This is a genomic window from Microbacterium atlanticum, from assembly GCF_015277815.1.
In the GTDB taxonomy this organism is placed as follows: Bacteria; Actinomycetota; Actinomycetes; order Actinomycetales; family Microbacteriaceae; genus Microbacterium; species Microbacterium atlanticum.
This window is the reverse complement of the sequence record NZ_CP063813.1, coordinates 1,942,182-1,963,286: the sequence shown is the minus strand read 5'-3', so window position 1 is coordinate 1,963,286 and position 21,105 is coordinate 1,942,182. Positions and strand designations below refer to the sequence as shown.

Sequence of the window (21,105 nt, the reverse complement as noted above, 5' to 3'; positions counted from 1 at the left end):
TATGGCGCGATCGGCTCCCACGGTCCCCTACAAGCCGAGGCCCGGAGAGATCCCCACCAACCCGGGCGTCTACCGCTTCCGCGACGGCGACGGCCGCGTGCTGTACGTCGGCAAGGCGAAGAACCTCCGCGCACGCCTTTCGAACTACTTCGCGCCGTTGCACACGCTGCACGAGCGCACGCGGCGCATGGTCACCACAGCGGCCTCGGTGGAGTGGACGGTCGTGGCCACCGACGTCGACTCGCTGCAGCTGGAGTACCAGTGGATCAAGGAGTTCGACCCGCCCTTCAACGTGCGGTACCGCGACGACAAGTCCTACCCCTTCATGGCGATCACGCTGGCCGATGAGGCGCCGCGGGTGATCGTGACGCGCAACCGCCGCATCTCAGGGGCGAAGTACTTCGGGCCGTACCCGAAGGTGTGGGCGGTGCACGACACCATCGACCTGATGATCAAGGTGTTCCCGATCCGCACCTGCAGCGACTCGTCGTACAAGAAGGCGATGTCCACCGGGCGGCCGTGCTTCCCCGGCCAGATCGGCCGCTGCGGCGGGCCCTGCTCGATGAAGGTCACGATCGAGGAGCACCGCGCGATCGTCGAGGACTTCATCGCCTTCATGTCCGGCGGCGACCAGCGGTTCACCAAGGAGCTCACGGCCCGCATGCGCGAGGCATCCGCCGCCATGGACTACGAGGCCGCCGCTCGGTACCGCGACCGACTGCAGGCGATCGACGCCGTGCTCAACAAGAGCGCCCTCGTGCTGGCGGCCGACACCGACGCCGACCTCTTCGGCATCGCCGAGGACGAGCTCGCCGCGACCGTGCAGCACTTCGTCGTGCGCGGGGGTCGCGTGCGCGGCGTCCGGGCCACCACGATCGAGAAGGAGATCGACATCTCCGGGGGAGACCTCGTCGACCAGGTGCTGCAGCGCACCTACGGCAATGCGGCGAGCGCCGACATCCCGCGGCAGGTGCTCGTCCCCGCCATGCCCGAGGACGCCGCCGACCTCGAGGAGTGGCTGCGCACCCGGCGGGGGAAGGCCGTGACGATCCAGGTGGCCCAGCGCGGGCGCAAGGCCGACCTCATGCGCACCGCCACCCTCAACGCGCAGCAGGCGCTGATGCTGCACAAGACGCGGCGCACCAGCGACTATGTCGCCCGGACACAGGCGCTCACCGACCTGCAGGAGGCGCTGGACCTCGCCGAAGCGCCGCTGCGCATCGAATGCTTCGACGTCTCGCACCTCAGCGGCACGAACGTCGTCGCGTCGATGGTGGTGTTCGAGGACGGCCTGCCCCGCAAAGACCAGTACCGCTCGTTCGGCGTGGGGGAGACGACCGACGACACCGACTCGCTCTATCAGGTGCTCACCCGGCGACTGGCACACCTCGACCGTCCGGAAGAGCAGGACCAGGCGACGGATGCCGCCGCCGCGGCGCCAGCCGAAAGAGACGAGCCCGTGGTGACCACGCGCAAGCGTCCCCGGTTCGCGTACCGTCCGCAGCTGCTCGTCGTCGACGGCGGGAAGCCGCAGGTGGAGGCGGCCGCTCGTGCGCTCCGGGACGCCGGGCACGAGGAGATCGCCCTGTGCGGGATCGCGAAGCGCCTCGAGGAGGTCTGGCTGCCGGGGGAGGACTTCCCGGTGATCCTCCCACGCACCTCCGAGGCCCTCTACCTCCTGCAGCGGCTTCGCGATGAGGCGCACCGCTTCGCCATCACCCATCAGCGCAAGCGTCGGCGGCGCGACATCCAGAGCGTGCTCGCCGAGGTGCCGGGACTCGGGGAGGCCCGGATCAAGGCGCTGCTGCGGCACTTCGGCTCCGTCAGCGCCCTGAAGAACGCGACCGCGGACGAGATCACCGAGCTTCCCGGGGTCGGCCCCAAACTCGCGGCCGCGATCCAGGCCCACCTCGCACAGTCGCCGGCACTGCCGGACGGACAGGAGGCGCCCGCGCGGGAGCACGCCGCCGCCGCCAGTGACTAGGCTGGTCGGGCGGGGGTGGTCATGGTCGAGGCGACGCGTCACGACATCGGGGAAGTGCTGATCGTCACGGGCATGTCCGGTGCCGGGCGATCGACCGCGGCCAACGCCCTCGAGGATCTCGATTGGTACGTGGTCGACAACCTGCCGCCGCAGATGCTCAAGCCGCTGCTGGATCTCACCGAGCTCGCCGCGGGAGTGCTGCCGCGCGTGGCGGTGGTCGTCGACGTACGGGGTCGAGACCTCTTCTTCGACCTGCCTGATGCGATGCGGGCGCTCCGCGACCGCCGCCCGATCCGGCTGATGTTCCTGGACGCCTCCGACGAAGTGCTGGTGCGGCGGTTCGAGGCCGTCCGCCGCCCCCACCCGCTGCAGGGCGACGGGACCCTGCTGAACGGCATCCGCCGTGAACGCGCCAGGCTGGCGGCCGTCCGCGAGAGCGCCGACGTCATCATCGACACCTCCGCCTTCAACATCCACCAGCTCGCCACGAAGATCGCCGATCTGTTCACCGAGGAGGGCGCCGCCCGGCATACCGTGACGCTGCAGAGCTTCGGGTTCAAGTACGGCCTGCCCGCCGACGCCGACATGGTGGTCGACATGCGGTTCCTGCCGAACCCGTTCTGGGACGAGCGGCTGCGGCCGTTCACCGGCGAGGATGCCGAAGTGCGCGACTACGTGCTCGCACAGGAGGGGGCGAAGGAGTTCCTCGACGCCTACAGCGCGGCGCTGCGCCCCGTGCTGGAGGGCTATCAGCGTGAGAACAAGAGTCACTCCGTGATCGCCGTCGGCTGCACGGGCGGCAAGCACCGCTCGGTCGCCATGGTCCGAGAGCTCGCCGGCCGTCTCGGAGCGGTGCCGGGCGTCGCGGTGCGCATGACCCATCGGGACCTCGGCCGGGAGTGATGCCCGCCTCCGCGACGGGCCCGGCCGGGTAGGCTTGGCGGTCGTTCCCGAAAGACCTCAGAAGGAGAGCCGTGTCGCTGACCGCTGACGTGAAGGCCGAGCTGATCACCGTGCGAGACCCGCGCCCCACCGCGCGGGTGGCCGAGCTCACGTCGCTGCTGCGCTTCTCGGGAGGCCTGCACTCGATCGCCAACCGCGTGGCGGTCGAGGCGGAGCTGGACTCCGACATCCTCGCGCGCCGCACCGCGCGCGACCTCGTCGAGCTGTACGGCGTGCGCCCCGAGCTCGTGCACGTGCAGGGATCCGGTGCCCGCGGGGGCAGCCACTACGCCGTCCGCGTCATCGAAGGCGGTGAGACTCTCGCCCGGCAGACCGGGCTTCTCGATCAGCGCCGTCGGCCGGTCCGCGGCCTTCCCAACAAGCTCACCACCGGCTCGCGCGGCGACCTGGCCGCCATCTGGCGGGGCGCTTTCCTCGCCGCCGGGAGCCTCAGCGACCCCGGCCGCTCGGCGGCGCTCGAGATCACCTGCCCGTCGTCCGAGGCGGCGATGGCGCTCGTCGGCGCCGCGCACCGCCTCGGCATCGCGGGCAAGGCGCGCGAGGTGCGCGGGATCCCGCGTGTGGTCGTGCGAGAGGGTGAGGCGATCCGCGCAGCCCTCGCCGCGATGGGCGCCGTCCGCGCCGCCGCCGAGTGGGATCAGATGCGGCAGCGCCGCGAGGTGCGCGCCGGGGTCAACCGGCTCGTGAACTTCGACGACGCGAACCTGCGGCGTTCCGCTCAGGCCGCCGTCGCCGCCTGCGCGCGCGTGGAGCGCGCGCTCGAGATCCTCGGCGACGACGTGCCCGAGCACCTCCGCCAGGCGGGCGACCTGCGCCTGGCGCATCGCGATGCGAGCCTGGACGAGCTCGGCCACCACGCCGATCCGCCCCTGACGAAGGACGCCGTCGCCGGCCGCATCCGCCGGCTGCTGGCCATGGCCGACAAGAAGGCCGAAGCCGAGGGCCTCCCCGGCACCGAGTCGGCCGTCCCCGCCGGCATCGAGGACTGACCGGCGGCGGGTGGAGGCATCCGTCTTCCACACGTCACGCAGCGAAGCAACCCCGGCGCGGCCGCGTCGCCCCTCAGTAGGATGAGTGCGTCACCCTCGCTGCGCCGGGGATTCGGCGCGCGCCGACAGGAAGAAGAGAACATGGCGACCTACTCCTTGCCCGACCTCCCTTACGACTACGCCGCGCTCGAGCCGCACATCAGCGGCAAGATCATGGAGCTGCACCACAGCAAGCACCACCAGGCGTACGTGACCGGTGCCAACACCGCGCTCGAGCAGCTCGCCGAGGCCCGCGAGTCCGGCAACCTGGCGAACGTGAACAAGCTCGAGAAGGACCTCGCGTTCAACCTCGGCGGCCACGTGAACCACTCCATCTTCTGGACCAATCTGTCGCCGGAGGGCGGCGGCGAGCCCGAGGGCGAGCTGCGTGCCGCCATCGACGAGTTCTTCGGCGGCTTCGACAAGTTCCAGGCGCACTTCACCGCGGCCGCCACCGGCATCCAGGGCTCCGGCTGGGCCGTGCTCAGCTGGGACCCGATCGGTCAGCAGCTCATCATCCAGCAGCTCTTCGACCAGCAGAGCAACACCGCGCAGGGCACCATCCCGGTGTTCCAGCTGGACATGTGGGAGCACGCCTTCTACCTCGACTACCTGAACGTCAAGGCCGACTACGTCAAGGCGGTCTGGAACATCGCGAACTGGCAGAACGTGGCGCAGCGCCTCGACGCCGCCCGTCAGAAGACCTCGGGCCTGCTGGTACTGTCCTAGTAGGCGCGGCCGTCCCGGCGGGATGACGCCCGCCGGGACGCCGTTGTCCACGTTCGAATCGCAACAACCGCGCACTCGCGCACGACACACTCAGGAGAAACTCCGTGGCTGTCAAGATCGGCATCAACGGCTTCGGCCGAATCGGACGCAATTACCTCCGCGCGGCGCTCGCGCAGGGCGCGGACCTCGACATCGTGGCGGTGAACGACCTCACCGACAACAAGACCCTGGCTCACCTCCTCAAGTACGACTCGATCCTCGGTCGCCTCGACCAGGAGGTCTCGTACACCGAGGACTCGATCACGGTCGGCGGCAAGACCATCAAGGTCTTCGAAGAGCGCGACCCCGCCAACCTGCCCTGGGGCGAGCTCGGCGTCGACATCGTCATCGAGTCGACCGGCCGCTTCACCAAGGCCGCCGACGCCGGCAAGCACATCGCGGGCGGCGCCAAGAAGGTGCTCATCTCCGCCCCCGCGAGCGGCGAGGACGGCACGTTCGTCATCGGGGCGAACGCCGACACGTACGACCCCGCGACGCAGCACATCATCTCCAACGCGTCGTGCACCACCAACTGCCTCGCGCCGCTCGCGAAGGTGCTCAACGACGAGTTCGGCATCGTCAAGGGCCTCATGACGACGGTCCATGCGTACACCGCCGACCAGAACCTGCAGGACGGCCCGCACAGCGACCTGCGCCGTGCCCGCGCCGCTGCGCTCAACATCGTCCCCACCTCGACCGGTGCCGCCAAGGCCATCGGCCTGGTGCTGCCGGAGCTGAAGGGCAAGCTCGACGGGTTCGCCCTGCGCGTGCCGGTCCCCACCGGATCGGCCACCGACCTCACGGTCGAGCTCGAGCGCGAGGTCACTGTCGACGAGATCAAGGCCGCCTACAAGGCCGCCGCCGAGGGCTCCCTCAAGGGCATCCTCAAGTACACCGAGGACGAGATCGTCTCCAGCGACATCGTCACCGACGACCACTCCTGCATCTTCGACGCGGGTCTGACCCGTGTCATCGGCAACCAGGTCAAGGTCGTCGGCTGGTACGACAACGAGTGGGGATACTCCAACCGCCTCGTCGACCTCACCGAGATCGTCGCCTCGAAGCTCTGATCCCATGGCTCTGCGCACCCTCGACTCGCTGGGTTCGCTGGCCGGCAAGCGCGTCATCGTCCGTGCTGACCTCAACGTCCCCCTCAAGGACGCGGTCATCACGGACGATGGCCGTGTGCGGGCCACGCTCCCCACGCTGAACGCCCTCATCAATCAGGGCGCCCGCGTCATCGTCTGCTCCCACCTGGGCCGCCCGGACGGCGCGCCCGACCCGAAGTACAGCCTCGCCCCGGTGGCGCAGCGTCTGTCGGAACTCCTCGGCAAGCCGGTCGCGTTCGCGCGTGACACCGTCGGCGAGTCGGCTCGCGAGGCCGCCGCGGCGCTCGAGGACGGCGACGTCGCGGTCATCGAGAACCTGCGGTTCAACGCGGCGGAGACCTCGAAGGACGACGCCGAGCGTCGCTCCTTCGCCGAGGAGCTCGCCGTCCTCGGCGACGTGCTGGTCTCGGACGGCTTCGGCGTCGTCCACCGCAAGCAGGCGTCGGTGTTCGATCTGGCCCAGATCCTCCCGTCGGCCGCCGGGTTCCTCATCGAGAAGGAGGTCGACGTCCTCGACCGCCTCACCGAGAACCCGGAGCGTCCCTACACGGTCGTGCTCGGCGGGTCGAAGGTCAGCGACAAGCTGGGCGTCATCGAGCACCTGCTGCCGCGCGTCGACCGCCTCCTCGTCGGTGGCGGCATGATGTTCACGTTCCTCGCCGCGCAGGGGCACAAGGTCGGATCCAGCCTGCTGGAGCAGGACCAGCTCGACACCGTGAAGCGCTACGTCGCGACGGCCGAGGAGCGCGGCGTCGAGCTGGTGCTCCCCGTCGACGCGGTCGTCGCCGCATCGTTCTCGGCCGACGCCGAGCACGTCGTCGCCCCGGCGTCGGCCCTGGAGGACACCGCGTTCGGCGCCTCCGGGCTCGGGCTCGACATCGGTCCCGAGACCGCGGCGGTCTTCGCCGACAAGGTGCGCGACTCGCGGACGGTGTTCTGGAACGGCCCGATGGGCGTGTTCGAGATGCCCGCGTTCGCCGCGGGCACGAAGGCGGTCGCGAAGGCCCTCACCGAGGTCGACGGTCTCTCGGTCGTCGGCGGCGGCGACTCCGCCGCCGCGGTGCGTCAGCTCGGTTTCGCCGACGACGCCTTCGGCCACATCTCCACGGGCGGGGGCGCGAGCCTCGAGTTCCTGGAAGGCAAGAAGCTCCCCGGACTGGAGGTCCTCGGATGGCAGTAGCAGGCCGCACCCCGCTCATCGCGGGGAACTGGAAGATGAACCTCGACCACCTGCAGGCGGTCGCGTTCGTGCAGAAGCTGCACTGGACGCTCAAGGACGCCAAGCACGAGGACGGCTCGGTCGAGGTCGCGGTGTTCCCGCCGTTCACCGACCTCCGCACCGTGCAGACCCTCCTGGACGCCGACAAGATCCCGTTCGCCCTCGGCGCGCAGGACGTGTCGGTGCATGACAGCGGTGCCTACACCGGAGAGGTGTCGGGCGCCTTCCTGGCGAAGCTCGACGCGCGCTACGTCATCATCGGGCACTCCGAGCGCCGCCAGTACCACGCCGAGACCGACGAGGTCGTGGCAGCCAAGGTGAAGGCGGCGATCAAGCACGGGCTCGTCCCGGTGATCTGCGTGGGTGAGACCAGCGAGGACCTCGAGAAGTTCGGTGCGAGCGCCGTTCCGGTCAGCCAGCTGTCAGCCGCGCTCGAGGGTATCAAGCCCGACGCCGACATCGTGGTCGCCTACGAGCCGGTGTGGGCCATCGGATCCGGTCAGGCGGCGACGCCCGAGCAGGCGCAGGACGTCTGCGCGAAGCTCCGTGAGGTCATCGCCGACAAGCTGGGCGCGGATGCCGCCGCCCGCACGCGCGTGCTGTACGGCGGCTCGGTGAAGGCCGCGAACATCGCGAGCTTCATGCGTGAGCCCGATGTCGACGGCGCCCTCGTCGGAGGCGCGAGTCTCGTCGTGGACGAGTTCGCCGCGATCATCCGCTACCAGAAGCACGTCGGCGTCTGACGTCCCTCCGACAGGCTCGGCGCACGGTCGCCGAGCCTGTCGAAGCGTGCGGAACCCGGTGGCTATACTTGGTCCTTGTGCGATCGGCGATCGATCGCCGCGAAAGGCTTCAACGACTGTGCTGATCCTCGAGTTCGTCCTGCAGGTGCTTCTCGGCATCACGAGCCTCCTGCTGACTCTCCTCATCCTGCTCCACAAGGGGCGCGGCGGCGGCCTGTCCGACATGTTCGGCGGCGGCATGACCTCGGCCCTCGGCTCGTCCGGCCTCGCCGAGCGCAACCTCAACCGGTTCACGGTGATCCTCGCGCTGGTCTGGTTCGCGTCCATCGTCGCGCTCGGCCTGATCACGAAGTTCGCGGCCCTCTGATGGCCACCGGAGGCAACGCGATCCGCGGCACCCGCGTCGGCGCGGGCCCGATGGGCGAACAGGACCACGGCTTCCACGCCGAGCGCATCGCGATCTCGTACTGGGACGCCCTCGGCAACGAGACGGTCCGCTACTTCGCGGCCGGAATTCCGGACGAGGAGATCCCCGACACCATCGACTCCCCCCACTCCGGTCTGCCCGCCGGACGCGACAAGGAGAACCCGCCGGCGGTCGCCAAGACCGAGCCGTACAAGACGCACCTCGCCTACGTGAAGGAGCGCCGTACCGAGGAAGAGGCCGAGAGCCTCCTCGAGGACGCGCTGAAGCAGCTGCGCGAGCGTCGCGGCCAGGACTGATACCTGCCGATTCGACAAGAGCGGATGCCGCGGCATCCGCTCTTGTCGTTCGCACAGGTCTGCCGCCGGCCCGTCAGTACTCCTGGTCGATGAGCTCCGGCGGGACCTGGGCCGCGGCCGCCTGGTCCACGAAGAACGTCGTGCGCTTGCGGCCTTTCGCGCCCGCCGCGGGGACGGTGGCATAGCTCGCGCCGGCGAGAGCGAGCCCGAGCGCGGACGCCTTGTCGGCGCCCGCGAGCACGAGCCAGACGCGCTTGGAGCTGTTGATCACCGGACGCGTCATCGAGATGCGCTCCGACGGCGGCTTGGGGGAGTCCCGCACCGGCACGACGGAACGGTCGGTGACCTGGATCTCGGTGCGGTCCGGGAAGAGCGACGCGATGTGGCCGTCAGGGCCGACGCCGAGGAAGCACACGTCGAACGACGGCCACGCGCCCTCCTTGCCGGGAAACGCCGCCAGCTCTGCGGCGTAGGCGGCGGCAGCTGCGTCGAGGTCGGCGCTCTCGTCGCTGCCGAGCGCGGCGTGGACGTTGGCGGCGGGGATGTCCAGCGCGTCGAGGAACGCCGCGCGCGCCTGGCCGTCGTTGCGGTCGGCGTGACCGCGCGGCACGAAACGTTCGTCGCTCCACCAGAAGTGCACGCGCGACCAGTCGATCTCACCCACACGCGGGCTGCGGGCGGCGGCTGCCAGGACCGCGGACCCCATCGAGCCGCCGGTGAGCGACACATGGGCGAGCCTGCCTTCGCCGACCCGCTTGGCCACGCGGCTCAGGAAGCGCGGGGCGACCGACTCGGCGAGAGCCACGGGATCAGGACTGATGACGACGCGCTTCTCGGCCCAGCCTTCAGGCATCCGCAACCCCGTCCGTCACCCGCGCTTGGCTCATGTGGCGTGCGTCTCCTTCGTCGCGGGAGAGTCCAGCAGCTCCCAGCCCTCCGTGATCACTCGACCATACAGGAGGTCCGGGTCCAGGCGACGGAGCTCCTCGGCGAGGCACTCCCGCAGGGTGCGGCGCGGGAACGCCAGCTCGTGGCTGGGCTGCCCGGGCTGCGTGAGGATCGCGACACCCGGGGTCGGGCGCTCCAGCAGCACCTCGCCGCTCGGGCGCACGAGGGCCACCGACTTGATGCCGTGCGGCCACTCCTCCGGGTCGAGGTACGCCCAGTCCACCGGCACGTCGAGCGCGAGCCGCAGCCATGCCGCGAGGAGCGCGGTGGACGGCGAGTCGGACGCACCGCGCACCCGCACGCTGAGCACCGGCTCGTAGGGCGGTTGATCGAGGATGGCCGCGAGCTGCTCGCGCCACCGCGTCAGGCGGGTCCACGCGAGGTCGGTGTCACCCGGCGCGTACTGCGCGCCGAGTCCCGCGACCCAGGCGGACGGGTCGCCCTGTGCAGCGGCATCCGTGATCCGGCGCTGCGCGATGCGGCCGATCGAGGTCTTCGAGATGTTCGCGGGGGTGCGGTTCGGCCACCACACCACGACCGGCGCATCTGGCAGCAGGAGGCCGGTGATGAGGCTCTCGAGGTTCGATCGCCCGGCATCGCCGAGGGCGCGGAGCGTGACGACCTCGCTCGCGCCCGCGTCGCCGCCGACGCGGATCTGCGCATCCAGGCGCGACTCCTCGTCGTACCCGTCGGCGATCATCAGCACGATGACCCGCATCGGATGCTCGCGCGAGGCGTCGTTCGCCGCCTCGATCACCTCTTCGACGGCGCCCTCACGGGTCAGGATCACGAGCGTCAGCACGCGGCCGAGCGCCACCGCGCCGCCCTCTTCTCGCACGTTGACCAGTGCGCGCGAGATCTTGCTGACGGTGGTGTCGGGAAGATCGACGATCACGGGCGCCTCCAGCTCCGTCCGTCGCGGGCGAGCATCTCGTCCGCGGATGCCGGGCCCCACGACCCGGGCGAGTACTGTTCGAGCGGACCGCCCTGCGAGTCCCAGAACCGCTCGATCGGGTCGAGGATCTGCCACGAGAGCTCGACCTCTTCGTGCCGCGGGAACAGCGGCGGGTCGCCGAGGAGCACATCCAGGATCAGGCGCTCGTAGGCCTCCGGACTCGCCTCGGTGAACGCGTGGCCATAGCCGAAGTCCATCGTGACGTCGCGCACCTGAGCGCCCGCGCCGGGCACCTTCGACCCGAAGCGGATCGTCACGCCCTCGTCGGGCTGCACGCGGATCACCAGGGCGTTCTGACCCTGGCCCGAGGTCTGGCTGCGCGAGAACAGCAGCTCGGGAGCGCGCTTGAACACCACCGCGATCTCGGTGACCCTTCGGCCGAGCCGCTTGCCGGTGCGGAGGTAGAACGGCACCCCCGCCCAGCGGCGGGTATTCACCTCGAGGGTCACCGCGGCGTACGTCTCGGTGGTCGACTGCGGGTTCATGCCGTCCTCCTCGAGGAAGCCCAGCACCTTCTCGCCGCCCTGCCAGCCGCCCGCGTACTGCCCGCGCGCGGTCGAACGGGCGAGGTCCTCGGGGAGCGTGACCGCCGCGAGCACCTTCTCCTTCTCGGCGCGGAGGTGCGCCGCGTCGAACGAGATCGGCTCCTCCATCGCCGTCAGCGCCATGAGCTGCAGCAGGTGGTTCTGGATCACGTCGCGCGCGGCGCCGACACCGTCGTAGTACCCGGCGCGGCCGCCGACGCCGATGTCCTCCGCCATCGTGATCTGCACGTGGTCGACGTAGTTGCGGTTCCAGATCGGCTCGTACAGCTCGTTGGCGAAGCGCAGCGCCAGGATGTTCTGGACCGTCTCCTTGCCGAGGTAGTGGTCGATGCGGAAGATCGAGTCCGTCGGGAAGGCCGAGCGCAGCACGTCGTTGAGTGCCCGCGCGGACTCCTGGTCGTGACCGAAGGGCTTCTCGATGACCACGCGCCGCCAGCGGTCCGGGCTGTCGGCCGTGTCGTCGACCAGGCCCGAGGCCTTGAGCTGCTCGGCGACCAGCGGGAACGCCTTCGGCGGGATCGACAGGTAGAACGCGTGGTTGCCCATCGTGCCGCGCTCGGTGTCGAGCTTGTCCACGGTCTCACGCAGGCGGCGGAACGCGTCGGGGTCGTCGAACTCGCCCGACACGAACCGGATGCCCTGCAGCAGCTGCTGCCAGGTCTCTTCGCGGAACTCGGTGCGCGCATGCTGGCGCACCGCATCGTAGACGACCTTGGCGAAGTCCTGGTCCTCCCAATCCCGGCGGGCGAAGCCCACGAGGGCGAACCCGGGGGGCAGCAGTCCGCGGTTGGCGAGGTCGTAGACGGCGGGCATGAGCTTCTTGCGGGAGAGGTCTCCCGTCACACCGAAGATGACGAGCGCGCTCGGGCCCGCGATGCGGTTCAGGCGACGGTCTTCGGGGTCGCGCAGCGGGTTGTGCCCGCGCGAAATCTCGACGGTCATGGGGGAGTGGGGCTCCTACTGGGCCGCTTCGAAGAGCGACAGCACTTCGATCTGGGGGTCGGTCAGGGTGATGGTGACGACAGGCCGGCCGTGTCCGTCGGCGAGCACGCTCGCGTCGCCGGCGGCCTGAGCCTGGATGAGCTGGCCGAACGTGAACGGCCGGCCCGGGATCTCGAGGTCGACGTCGGTCTGCTCGAGGATCTGCAGGAAGACGCCGTTCGCCGGACCGCCCTTGTGGTACTGGCCGGTCGAATGCAGGAACCGGGGGCCCCACCCGAACGTGGTGGGACGCCCGGAGTCGGCGGCCACGAGCTCGCGGAGGCCGGCGAGCTGCGGGAGGTCGAGGCGGTTCACATACGCGTGGATGGCGACGTAGCCGTCGGCCGGGAGCCGCGTCCACAGCGCGTCGAGCACGCCGGCGACGGTTCCGGATGCCGCGAGCGCGGGGTCCGACACGCGAACCTCCACGCCCTCGGCCGTGAAGGCGGGGGCGGTGGGTTCGGGGCGCGCGTCGAGCAGACCCCGAGCGGCCACCTTGGCGGACTCGACGTCGGGCTGGTCGAAGGGGTTGATGCCCAGCATCCGTCCCACGATCGCCGTCGCGTACTCCCACACCACGAACTGAGCCCCCAGCGACCCGCTGACGAGGACTTCGCCCTCGTGGTGCTCGAAGAGGTGGAACTGCTTCGCCTCGTCGACGAAGCGCACCACCTGCAGGTCGGCGGGTTTGGCTTCGACTTCCGGCGAGACCGGCAGGAGGACGACGGGCAGGATGCCGGTGCCGTCCTTGCCCGTGGACTCGGCGACCAGCTGCTCGATCCAGTCGGGCAGCCCCTCGATGTGGGTGCCGTCGGTGACGAGTCCCAGCTTGTCGCGGCGCGGCTCGTCGCCGGCGATCGCGGCGGCGAGCACCAGCGCCGGGTTGTCGGGACTGTCGATGGCGACCTCGAGCAGGGAGGCCTCGGCCTCGTCGAGGAGCTCGGTGATGTCGGCCCCCGCCAGGCCGGCCGGCACGAGGCCGAACGCCGTGAGCGCGGAGTACCGCCCGCCGACTGTGGGGTCGGCGTTGAAGACGGTGTAGCCGTCTGAGCGGGCGGACTCGTCCAGCGGCGATCCGGGATCGGTGACGACGACGATGCGCTCCGCGGGGTCGATCCCCAGGTCGCGGAACGCGGCCTCGAACGCGCGCTTGGCGGAGTCGGTCTCGACGGTGGACCCCGACTTGGACGACACCACCAGGACGGTGCGCGTGAGGTCGCCGCTCTCGGCGTCGCCGTCGATCGCGGCGAGCACCTGGCCGGGGGCGGTGGAGTCGAGGATCACCAGCGGAACCCCGGACGTCTGCGCGATGACCTCGGGAGCGAGCGACGAGCCGCCCATGCCCGCGAGAACGACCCGTGTGACGCCGCGCGCGCGGAGGCGCTCGCGCAGGGCGAGGATCTCGGGCACCAGCGGGCGCGACACGCTGACCGCCTCGACCCAGCCCAGCCGCCGGGAGGCCTCGTCCTCGGAGGCCGGCCCCCACAGGGAGGCGTCGCCGGCCGTGAGGCCCGACGCGACCAGGCTCGAGACGAGCCCCGGCAGCGTGGCCTCGACGACCGACTTGACGCGTCCCGAGAGGTGGATGTCGAAGCTCATCGGGTGCCCTGGAGCGCGTCCTCGAGGGCCGTCTTCACGGTGCCCTGGAGGTCGTGCCAGGAGGCGATGAACTTGCTCACGCCCTCGTCCTCGAGCACCTGGGTGACGTCGGCGAAGTCGACGCCGACCGCCGCGAGGTCGGCGAACACCTTGTGCGCGGCCTCGTAGGTGGCGGTCACGGCGTCGCCGGCGATCTGGCCGTGGTCGAACGTGGCCTGGAGGGTCTTCTCGGGCATCGTGTTGACGGTGCCCGGCGCCACAAGCTCGGTCACGTAGAGGGTGTCGGGAAGCGACGGGTCCTTGACGCCGGTGGAGGCCCACAGTGGGCGCTGAACGTGCGCGCCGGCCGCGGTGAGCGCGGTGGCGCGGTCGGTGGCGAACTCCTTCTCGAACAGCTCGTATGCGAGGCGCGCGTTCGCGACACCGGCCAGGGACTTCAGCCCCAGGGCCTCGTCGGTGCCGATCTCGACGAGGCGCTTGTCGACCTCGGTGTCCACGCGCGAGACGAAGAACGACGCGACGGAGTGGATCTTCGAGATGTCGTGGCCGTTCGCCTGCGCCTGCTCGAGGCCCGCGAGGAACGCCTCGATGACTTCGGCGTAGCGCTCGAGGCTGAAGATCAGGGTGACGTTGACCGAGATGCCCTCCGCGAGCACCGCCGTGATGGCGGGCAGGCCGGCCTTGGTGGCAGGGATCTTGATGTGCACGTTCGGACGGTCGACGCTGGCCCACAGCTCCTTGGCCTGCGCGATGGTGCCCTCGGTATCGTGCGCGAGGTCGGGGGAGACCTCGATCGACACGCGGCCGTCGACACCGTCGGTGGCGTCGTAGACCGGCCGGAAGATGTCGGCCGCGTCGCGCACGTCATCGGTGGTGGCGGCGAAGATCGCGTCGTCCACCGACGCGCCGGCCTTGGCGAGCTCGGCGATCTGGTCGGCGTACGAGTGTCCGCCGCCGCCGATCGCGCCCTGGAAGATCGTCGGGTTCGTGGTGACGCCGCTGACGTTGCGCGTCGAGATGAGCTCGGTCAGGTTGCCCGTCGTGATGCGCTCGCGCGACAGGTCGTCGAGCCAGATGCTCACGCCGTGCTGGACCAGCTGCTCGGTGGGGGTGCTCATGCTGCCTTCTCCTCGTGCTTACTTCGCTGCCGCAAGGTCGAGCTTCGCCGCGGCCGCGATGGTCTCGCGGGCGGCGTCGACGACGGCGTCGGCGGTGATGCCGAACTTCTCGAACAGGGTCTTGTAGTCGGCGGACGCGCCGAAGTGGTCGATTGCGACGGAGCGGCCGGCGTCCCCGACGATGCTGCGCCAGGTGAGGGCGGAGCCTGCCTCGACCGACACGCGTGCCTTGATCGCGGCGGGCAGCACCTTCTCGCGGTACGCCTCGTCCTGCTCGTCGAACCACTCCAGCGACGGCGCCGACACCACTCGGGCGTTGATGCCGTCGGCGGCGAGGGTCTCGCGCGCGGCGACCGCCAGCTGCACCTCGGAGCCGGTGGCGATGAGGATCACGTCGGGTTCGCCGCCGGGAGCCTCGGCGAGGATGTAGGCGCCCTTGGCGACGCCGTCGGTCGAGGCGAACTCGTCGCCGGATGCCTCGCCCTCACCGCGCGCGAACACCGGGATGTTCTGGCGGGTCAGTGCGATGCCCGCCGGTCCGCCCTGGCGGCGCAGGATCTCGAGCCACGCCGCGGAGGTCTCGTTCGCGTCGGCGGGGCGCACCACGGTGAAGTTCGGGATGGCGCGCAGGGTGGCGAGCTGCTCGACCGGCTGGTGGGTCGGGCCGTCTTCGCCGAGGGCGACGGAGTCGTGGGTCCACACGAAGATCGACGGGATGTCCATCAGCGCGGCCAGACGCACCGCGGGGCGCATGTAGTCGCTGAAGATGAGGAAGGTGCCGCCGAACGGACGCGTCGGCCCGTGCAGCTTGATGCCGTTGACGATCGCACCCATCGCGTGCTCGCGGATGCCGAAGTGCAGCACGCGGCCGTACCGGTCGCCCGACCACTCGTGCGTGGACCACTCCGACGGGATGAAGGACTTCGCGTCTTTGATGGTCGTGAGGTTCGACTCCGCGAGGTCGGCCGAGCCGCCCCACAGCTCCGGCAGCTCGGCGGCCAGCGCGTTGATGACCACACCGGACGCGGCACGGGTGGAGACGTCCTTGCCGGCCTCGAACGAGGGCAGCGCAGCGGTGATGTCTTCGGGCAGCTCACCGGCCTCCAGCCGGTCCAGCAGCGCCTTGCGCTCGGGGTTCGCCGCGGCCCACGCGTCGAAGGACTCCTGCCACGCGGCGCGCGCCTCGGCAGCGCGGTCGGCGAGGGCGCGGGTGTGGGCCAGCACGTCGTCCGCGACCACGAACGACTGCTCGGGGTCGAAGCCGAGCACCTCCTTCGTCGCGGCCAGCTCGTCGGCGCCCAGAGCGGAGCCGTGGATCTTGCCGGTGTTCTGCTTTCCGGGCGAGGGCCAGCCGATGATGGTGCGCAGGATGATGAGCGACGGCTTGTCGGTCTCACCCTTGGCAGCCTCGATCGCCGCGTGGAGCTCGGCGACGTCCTCGACGTACTCGCCCGTCTTCTTCCAGTCCACCGTCTGCACGTGCCATCCGTAGGACTCGTAGCGCTTGGCCACATCCTCCGTGAAGGCGACGTTGGTGTCGTCCTCGATCGAGATCTGGTTGGAGTCGTAGATCGCGATCAGGTTGCCCAGCTGCTGGTGACCTGCCAGCGACGACGCCTCACTGGTCACCCCCTCCTGCAGGTCGCCGTCACCGGCGATCACGTACACGAAGTGATCGAACGGCGACTCGCCCGCGGCGGCCTCCGGGTCGAACAGCCCGCGCTCGTAGCGCGCGGCGTACGCGAAGCCGACGGCCGACGCCAGGCCCTGGCCCAGCGGGCCGGTGGTGATCTCGACGCCCCGGGTGTGGCCGTACTCGGGGTGTCCCGGAGTCTTCGAGCCCCACGTGCGCAGCGCCTTCAGGTCGTCGAGCTCCAGCCCGAACCCGCCCAGGTACAGCTGCACGTACTGCGTCAGCGACGAGTGGCCGGCCGAGAGGATGAACCGGTCGCGGCCCAGCCAGTCGGTGTCGGCGGGGTCGTGCCGCAGCACCCGCTGGTACAGCAGGTACGCCGCCGGCGCGAGGCTCATCGCGGTGCCCGGGTGGCCGTTGCCCACCTTCTCGACCGCATCCGCAGCCAGCACGCGTGCGGTGTCCACCGCGCGCCGATCGATCTCATCCCAACGCAGTTCCGACACCGGGCCGCCTTTCTCGTGGAGCTTGCGCCCAGAAACCGGCCGGCTCGCGGCCCTTGTCCGGACGGAGAAGGGGGAATCGGCGACGGGCGCGCGTGGTCTCAGCATAGCGAAGCGGGGTGCCGCCGAGGCCATGCAGGAGGTCTATGTGACGCAGTCTTGCGAAGCGACCGGCGCCGCCGGTGACATCCCGGTGTCCTGCAGGTCACGTTCTGCTCACGCACCGCGGAGCGCTCCTGTGATCCGCTGCGTGAGGCCCAGGCGTCCGCCGCCGCGGCGGGCTGCGACACGCCGATGCCATAGACTTGGAAGGATTCTGCGGGCGGCGATTGCGGGGGCCATGGACATCACGAAGACGGCCGGGGCCGGGGCGCTCGTCGACGGTTCGCGCCGGTCGCGCCAGAGCTTCGGCCGCACCGTCCGGGCCTACATCGCCCTGATGAAGCCGCGCGTCCTCGAGCTGCTGCTGGTCACCACCGTGCCCGTCATGATCCTCGCAGCGGGAGGACTTCCCGACCTCTGGCTCGTCATCGCGACCGTCATCGGCGGCACGGCGAGCGCCGGGTCGGCCGCCGCCTTCAACATGTACCTCGACCGCGACATCGATGCTCACATGCAGCGCACGGTCAATCGCCCGCTGGTCACCGGCGAGGTCTCGCCCCGCGGTGCGCTGACCTTCGCCTGGACGCTCGCGGTGTTCTCGACGGTGTGGCTGTGGCTCACCACCAACTGGCTCGCGGCGGCCCTGTCGGCCGGTGCCATCTTCTTCTACGTCGTCATCTACACGATGATCCTCAAGCGCCGCACCGAGCAGAACATCGTGTGGGGCGGCATCGCGGGCTGCTTCCCCGTGCTCATCGGGTGGTCCGCGGTGACCGGTTCGCTGGCGTGGCCGCCGATCATCCTCTTCGCGCTGGTGTTCCTGTGGACGCCGCCGCACTACTGGCCGCTCTCGATGAAGTACAAGGACCAGTACGAGGAGGTCGACGTGCCGATGCTGGGCGCCACCCGCGCCGGCTCGCAGGTCGGGCTACAGGTGATCCTCTACGCGTGGGCCACCGTGGTGTGCTCGCTGCTGCTCATCCCGGTGGCGGGCATGGGCGTGGTGTACACCGTATCGGCGCTCGTGTTCGGCGGCTGGTTCATCTACGAGTCGCACCTGCTGTACAACCGCGCGGTGCGCGGCACCGAGCCGCGGCCCATGCGCGTCTTCCACGCGTCGATCACGTACCTCACGCTGCTCTTCGTCGCCATCGCGGTCGACCCGCTGCTGCCCTTCTGACGCGCGGTCTCGGAGCTCGCTGACGCGCGCTGACGCGCTGACGCGCCCCGCTGACGCGCCGACGCGCCACGACGTCGGAGATCGACGCCGAGTCGGGCGCTCTTGTGCTTGACCCTCCGACGTCGTGCAGATCTCCGACCGTGTGGCGCATACGGTGAGGCTCCTCCACAGGGTGCACGCAGCGGAGATTCCCCACCTCGAGCAGCGAGAACCCGCCGCGCCCCCGCGTGGCCGACCATGCTGGGGTCGTGTCGGACCGGAGCAGAGGAGCAGCCCAGCGCGGGGAGCGTTCCGCGCGCGAGGTCACTTCGGCGGTGCGAGCGCGCGGTGGCGTGGCGCGAGCATCGACGCTGCAGCGCGACGGGCATTCCCGTCACTACCTGCGGCGCGCCCTCGAGCGGGGATCCCTCCTGCGGGTGGCGCGCGACTGGGTGGCGGTTCCGGATGCCGATGCCGAACTCGTCGCGGCCGCCCGGGGCGGAGTCGTGCTCACGTGCGTGACGGCGGCGCGGCGCGCGGGGCTGTGGGTCCTCGCCGAGGACCGCCCCCACGTGGCGGTCAGTCCCCACGCGCGTGGTGGTCGGCCGGCCACCGCGACCGTGCACTGGGCCGAACCGCTCGTGCCGCGGCATCCGGATGCCCTCATCGACCCGATCGAGAACGTCCTCTCGTTGGCCGCAGCGTGCCAGTCGCGGGAGGCGGCTCTTGCGATCTGGGAGTCGGCGCTGCGGAAGGGGCTGATCGACCGGGCCCAGCTCGAGCGCATGCCGTTGGGTCCGGCGGGACGGGCGCTGCGCGAGGAAGCCGGTTCGTTCGCGGATTCGGGCCTCGAGACGATCTTCGCCCACCGGCTGCGCTGGCTCGGCGTGCGGATCCTCCCCAGGTCTGGATCCTCGGGAGACGCGTGGATCATCTCATCGGCGAACGGCTCGTGGTGCAGATCGACGGTGGGCACCACGTCGACTCCCAGCGCGAATCGGACATCGCCCACGATGCGCTGCTGCGTCTGCGCGGCTACACGGTGTTCCGCTTCGGCTATCACCAGCTGCTGTCGGAGTGGCCGTTCGTGCAATCCGTCATCATGCAGGCGGTCGCTCAGGGCCTGCACCGCGCGTGATGTCGGGCGATGCGCGGTGCCCGCGCGCCACGAAGTCGGAGATCTGCACACCGTCGGTGCGCACAGGCTGACGCGCTCCGATCGCGGGGAGATCTCCGACTTCGTGGTGGTGGCGGGTGGTCAGCGCGCGGGGTCGGGGCGCTCGCTCGAAGCGGCGACCGGAGCGGGGGTGTCGCTGGCCACCTCGATGTCGGGGCTCTCGGACGACACGGGGGCGGCGGCGTCGGCAGCGGCGGGCGTCGGCGCGACGGCGGGCTCGGCGGCGGCGTCGGCAGCGGCGGGCGTCGGCGCGACGGCGGGCTCGGCGGCGGGGGAGGCGACGGCGGGCTCAGCCGTGGCGGGGGCTGCGACGGCGGGGGCTGCGGCGTCGCGCTCGTCGGCGGTCCACGCCGGCTGCTCGGCGCCCTCGACCGGGCGCGGGCGGAGCGTGGACAGGGCGGCGACGGTGAGCGCGAGGAGCACGCCGACGACTCCGGCGCCGATGAGGACGGCGCCCAACTGGGCGATCGACTGGCCGACGTAGACGTCGACACCGGTCGCGGTGCCGTCGGTCAGGGTCGTCGTCATCGAGCCGAGCGTGCGGTTCGTGAGGAACCAGCCACCGGCGATCGTCGCGAGGGAGACCAGGAGAAGGCCCCAGAACGGGATGCTGCGGGCGAGACGGGGACGGGTGGGCATAGGGTCGATCACTCCTCCGGATGCGCGACCCGGGTGGCCGCAGCATCCCACCATGGCAAACGCTCCCGTGCGGCGCCAATCGTGGCGCTATGAATCAGCTGTGGACGACCTGGCGCACCTCGGTGCGGATCGGCTGCTTCAGCTGCAGCACCACGACCGTCATGGTGGCTGCGGCGAGCGCCGCGAGCACCATGTGAATGCCGACGGCCAGCTCGGGCAGGCCGTTGCGGGCCTGGTACAGGCCCACCGCGATCTGCACGAACTCCACCGCCAGCAGAACCACCGTCCAGCGCAGCAGCCTCGGCGCCGCCTCCCGGCTGCGCCACCCCGCGACCAGCAGCGCGAGCGTCAGGGCGAACAGCGCGTAACCCGGCCACGCGTGGACGTGCTCGAGCACCTCGGCGTTGAAGCCGTTGCGGCCGGCGTCGGCATCGCCCGAGTGGGGACCGGCGCCGGTGGTCAGCACGCCGAACACGATGGTCAGCGCCATCGCGAGCGAGGTCGCGTGAGCGAGGACGGCGTGCCCGCGCGGCACCACCAGGGCGCGCGGACCGGCCGGCTGCGACATCCGCACGAGGAAGGCGGCCGTCACGCACACCAGCGCGAGCGACGAGACGTAGTGGAAGCCGACGATGAACGGGTTGAGGCCGGTGAGCACCGTGATCCCGCCGACCAGGGCCTGCGCGGCGACACCGCCCACCACCACCACCGAGAGCACGTACAGGTCCCGGCGCTCGGTGCGCAGCTTCAGCAGGAGGATCCAGACCGCGAGGGCGATGAGCCCGACGACGCCTGTCATGAGCCGGTTGCCGAACTCGATGAGCGAGTGGATGCCCTCGTCGATCCCCGGCGTGGGCACGAGCGACTCGGCGGTGCACAGCGGCCACGTGGGGCAGCCGAGTCCCGACCCGGTGAGCCGCACGGCACCCCCGGTGCCGATGATGGTCACCTCGGCGAGGAAGGAGAGCCACGCGAGCACGCGGATCCGCTTGTCGACGTGGTCGGGCAGCCAGCGCCAGAAGCGCTGCCACACGCCGGCGGTCTGGGTGCTCTGCTGCGCGGACATGCCGGTCTTGCCTCCAGGAGAGGGCTCCCCGCTCGCCATGTGACGGACGCCGCGCGTCCGGGCGGGGGTGGAACCTGTAGAATCGAGGGGTCGGTCGCGCGTGCCTTCGGCGCAGCGCACCACTGACAGTCTAGGCGCGATGG

The 21,105-nt window shown here is 70.6% G+C and carries 19 protein-coding genes; 11 read left to right on the top strand and 8 right to left on the bottom strand.

The features are described 5' to 3' along the window. Position 1 precedes the first annotated feature (1 nt). From uvrC to IR212_RS08860, 9 genes are all read left to right on the top strand, one after another. Positions 2-1,984, top strand: coding sequence for an excinuclease ABC subunit UvrC (gene uvrC, locus IR212_RS08900; protein WP_228479239.1), 1,983 nt, complete (start codon positions 2-4; stop codon positions 1,982-1,984). A 21-nt stretch (positions 1,985-2,005) separates the two neighbouring features. Next, the gene (gene rapZ / locus IR212_RS08895) at positions 2,006-2,887 is read left to right on the top strand and encodes an RNase adapter RapZ (RefSeq protein ID WP_194395597.1); all 882 of its coding nucleotides are present in this window, start codon (positions 2,006-2,008) and stop codon (positions 2,885-2,887) included. A gap of 71 nt (positions 2,888-2,958) precedes the next feature. Then, entirely contained in the window at positions 2,959-3,936 is a 978-nt protein-coding gene (gene whiA, locus IR212_RS08890; RefSeq protein ID WP_194395596.1) for a DNA-binding protein WhiA, read from the top strand. A gap of 141 nt (positions 3,937-4,077) precedes the next feature. Next, positions 4,078-4,704 carry a superoxide dismutase gene (locus IR212_RS08885; RefSeq protein WP_194395595.1) on the top strand — a complete coding sequence of 209 codons (627 nt, stop codon included), beginning with the start codon at positions 4,078-4,080 and terminating at the stop codon, positions 4,702-4,704. Between the two features lie 104 nt (positions 4,705-4,808). Continuing rightward, positions 4,809-5,813 carry a type I glyceraldehyde-3-phosphate dehydrogenase gene (gene gap, locus IR212_RS08880; protein WP_194395594.1) on the top strand — a complete coding sequence of 335 codons (1,005 nt, stop codon included), beginning with the start codon at positions 4,809-4,811 and terminating at the stop codon, positions 5,811-5,813. Between the two features lie 4 nt (positions 5,814-5,817). Then, complete coding sequence (locus tag IR212_RS08875; protein WP_194395593.1) at positions 5,818-7,032, top strand: phosphoglycerate kinase; 1,215 nt, start codon at positions 5,818-5,820, stop codon at positions 7,030-7,032. Continuing rightward, the gene (tpiA, locus tag IR212_RS08870) at positions 7,023-7,814 is read left to right on the top strand and encodes a triose-phosphate isomerase (protein WP_194395592.1); all 792 of its coding nucleotides are present in this window, start codon (positions 7,023-7,025) and stop codon (positions 7,812-7,814) included. Before IR212_RS08875 ends, tpiA begins: the two co-directional genes overlap by 10 nt. Before the next feature lie 118 nt (positions 7,815-7,932). Beyond that, complete coding sequence (gene secG / locus IR212_RS08865; RefSeq protein WP_194395591.1) at positions 7,933-8,181, top strand: preprotein translocase subunit SecG; 249 nt, start codon at positions 7,933-7,935, stop codon at positions 8,179-8,181. Further along, a complete protein-coding gene (locus IR212_RS08860; RefSeq protein WP_194395590.1) occupies positions 8,181-8,537 on the top strand; it encodes an RNA polymerase-binding protein RbpA in 357 nt (118 codons plus the stop codon). Before secG ends, IR212_RS08860 begins: the two co-directional genes overlap by 1 nt. Positions 8,538-8,610: 73 nt before the next feature. On the opposite strand, the gene pgl is transcribed toward IR212_RS08860, so the two are convergent. The 6 genes from pgl to tkt are packed head-to-tail and all read right to left on the bottom strand — an operon-like array spanning position 8,611 to position 16,822. Continuing rightward, positions 8,611-9,390 carry a 6-phosphogluconolactonase gene (gene pgl / locus IR212_RS08855; protein ID WP_194395589.1) on the bottom strand — a complete coding sequence of 260 codons (780 nt, stop codon included), beginning with the start codon at positions 9,388-9,390 and terminating at the stop codon, positions 8,611-8,613. Between the two features lie 30 nt (positions 9,391-9,420). After that, entirely contained in the window at positions 9,421-10,380 is a 960-nt protein-coding gene (locus IR212_RS08850; RefSeq protein WP_194395588.1) for a glucose-6-phosphate dehydrogenase assembly protein OpcA, read from the bottom strand. After that, on the bottom strand, positions 10,377-11,927 hold the full coding sequence (zwf, locus tag IR212_RS08845; RefSeq protein WP_194395587.1) for a glucose-6-phosphate dehydrogenase: 1,551 nt from the start codon (positions 11,925-11,927) through the stop codon (positions 10,377-10,379). The genes IR212_RS08850 and zwf overlap by 4 nt, the downstream gene beginning before the upstream one ends. Before the next feature lie 15 nt (positions 11,928-11,942). Further along, positions 11,943-13,565, bottom strand: coding sequence for a glucose-6-phosphate isomerase (locus tag IR212_RS08840; RefSeq protein ID WP_194395586.1), 1,623 nt, complete (start codon positions 13,563-13,565; stop codon positions 11,943-11,945). Continuing rightward, positions 13,562-14,683, bottom strand: coding sequence for a transaldolase (gene tal / locus IR212_RS08835; RefSeq protein WP_194395585.1), 1,122 nt, complete (start codon positions 14,681-14,683; stop codon positions 13,562-13,564). Before tal ends, IR212_RS08840 begins: the two co-directional genes overlap by 4 nt. Positions 14,684-14,701: 18 nt before the next feature. Further along, complete coding sequence (gene tkt / locus IR212_RS08830) at positions 14,702-16,822, bottom strand: transketolase (protein WP_194395584.1); 2,121 nt, start codon at positions 16,820-16,822, stop codon at positions 14,702-14,704. A gap of 337 nt (positions 16,823-17,159) precedes the next feature. On the opposite strand from tkt, the gene IR212_RS08825 reads away from it, so the two are divergent. After that, complete coding sequence (locus IR212_RS08825; protein ID WP_194395583.1) at positions 17,160-18,101, top strand: heme o synthase; 942 nt, start codon at positions 17,160-17,162, stop codon at positions 18,099-18,101. A 904-nt stretch (positions 18,102-19,005) separates the two neighbouring features. After that, a complete protein-coding gene (locus IR212_RS17070) occupies positions 19,006-19,218 on the top strand; it encodes a DUF559 domain-containing protein (protein ID WP_228479238.1) in 213 nt (70 codons plus the stop codon). Between the two features lie 120 nt (positions 19,219-19,338). Here the strand turns inward: IR212_RS17070 and IR212_RS08815 are convergent, their stop codons facing one another. Continuing rightward, positions 19,339-19,896 carry a dinucleotide-utilizing enzyme gene (locus IR212_RS08815; RefSeq protein WP_194395582.1) on the bottom strand — a complete coding sequence of 186 codons (558 nt, stop codon included), beginning with the start codon at positions 19,894-19,896 and terminating at the stop codon, positions 19,339-19,341. Between the two features lie 94 nt (positions 19,897-19,990). Next, entirely contained in the window at positions 19,991-20,962 is a 972-nt protein-coding gene (locus IR212_RS08810) for a COX15/CtaA family protein (protein WP_194395581.1), read from the bottom strand. Positions 20,963-21,105: the final 143 nt, after the last annotated feature.

Bases quoted from the DNA above. Each gene is read 5' to 3' on its own strand.
- uvrC (WP_228479239.1), top strand. From the start codon at position 2: ATGGCGCGATCGGCTCCCACGGTCCCCTACAAGCCGAGGCCCGGAGAG.
- rapZ (WP_194395597.1), top strand. From the start codon at position 2,006: ATGGTCGAGGCGACGCGTCACGACATCGGGGAAGTGCTGATCGTCACG.
- IR212_RS08885 (WP_194395595.1), top strand. From the start codon at position 4,078: ATGGCGACCTACTCCTTGCCCGACCTCCCTTACGACTACGCCGCGCTC.
- IR212_RS08875 (WP_194395593.1), top strand. From the start codon at position 5,818: ATGGCTCTGCGCACCCTCGACTCGCTGGGTTCGCTGGCCGGCAAGCGC.
- tpiA (WP_194395592.1), top strand. From the start codon at position 7,023: ATGGCAGTAGCAGGCCGCACCCCGCTCATCGCGGGGAACTGGAAGATG.
- IR212_RS08860 (WP_194395590.1), top strand. From the start codon at position 8,181: ATGGCCACCGGAGGCAACGCGATCCGCGGCACCCGCGTCGGCGCGGGC.
- pgl (WP_194395589.1), bottom strand. From the start codon at position 9,390: ATGCCTGAAGGCTGGGCCGAGAAGCGCGTCGTCATCAGTCCTGATCCC.
- zwf (WP_194395587.1), bottom strand. From the start codon at position 11,927: ATGACCGTCGAGATTTCGCGCGGGCACAACCCGCTGCGCGACCCCGAA.
- IR212_RS08840 (WP_194395586.1), bottom strand. From the start codon at position 13,565: ATGAGCTTCGACATCCACCTCTCGGGACGCGTCAAGTCGGTCGTCGAG.
- tal (WP_194395585.1), bottom strand. From the start codon at position 14,683: ATGAGCACCCCCACCGAGCAGCTGGTCCAGCACGGCGTGAGCATCTGG.
- IR212_RS08825 (WP_194395583.1), top strand. From the start codon at position 17,160: ATGGACATCACGAAGACGGCCGGGGCCGGGGCGCTCGTCGACGGTTCG.
- IR212_RS08815 (WP_194395582.1), bottom strand. From the start codon at position 19,896: ATGCCCACCCGTCCCCGTCTCGCCCGCAGCATCCCGTTCTGGGGCCTT.
- IR212_RS08810 (WP_194395581.1), bottom strand. From the start codon at position 20,962: ATGTCCGCGCAGCAGAGCACCCAGACCGCCGGCGTGTGGCAGCGCTTC.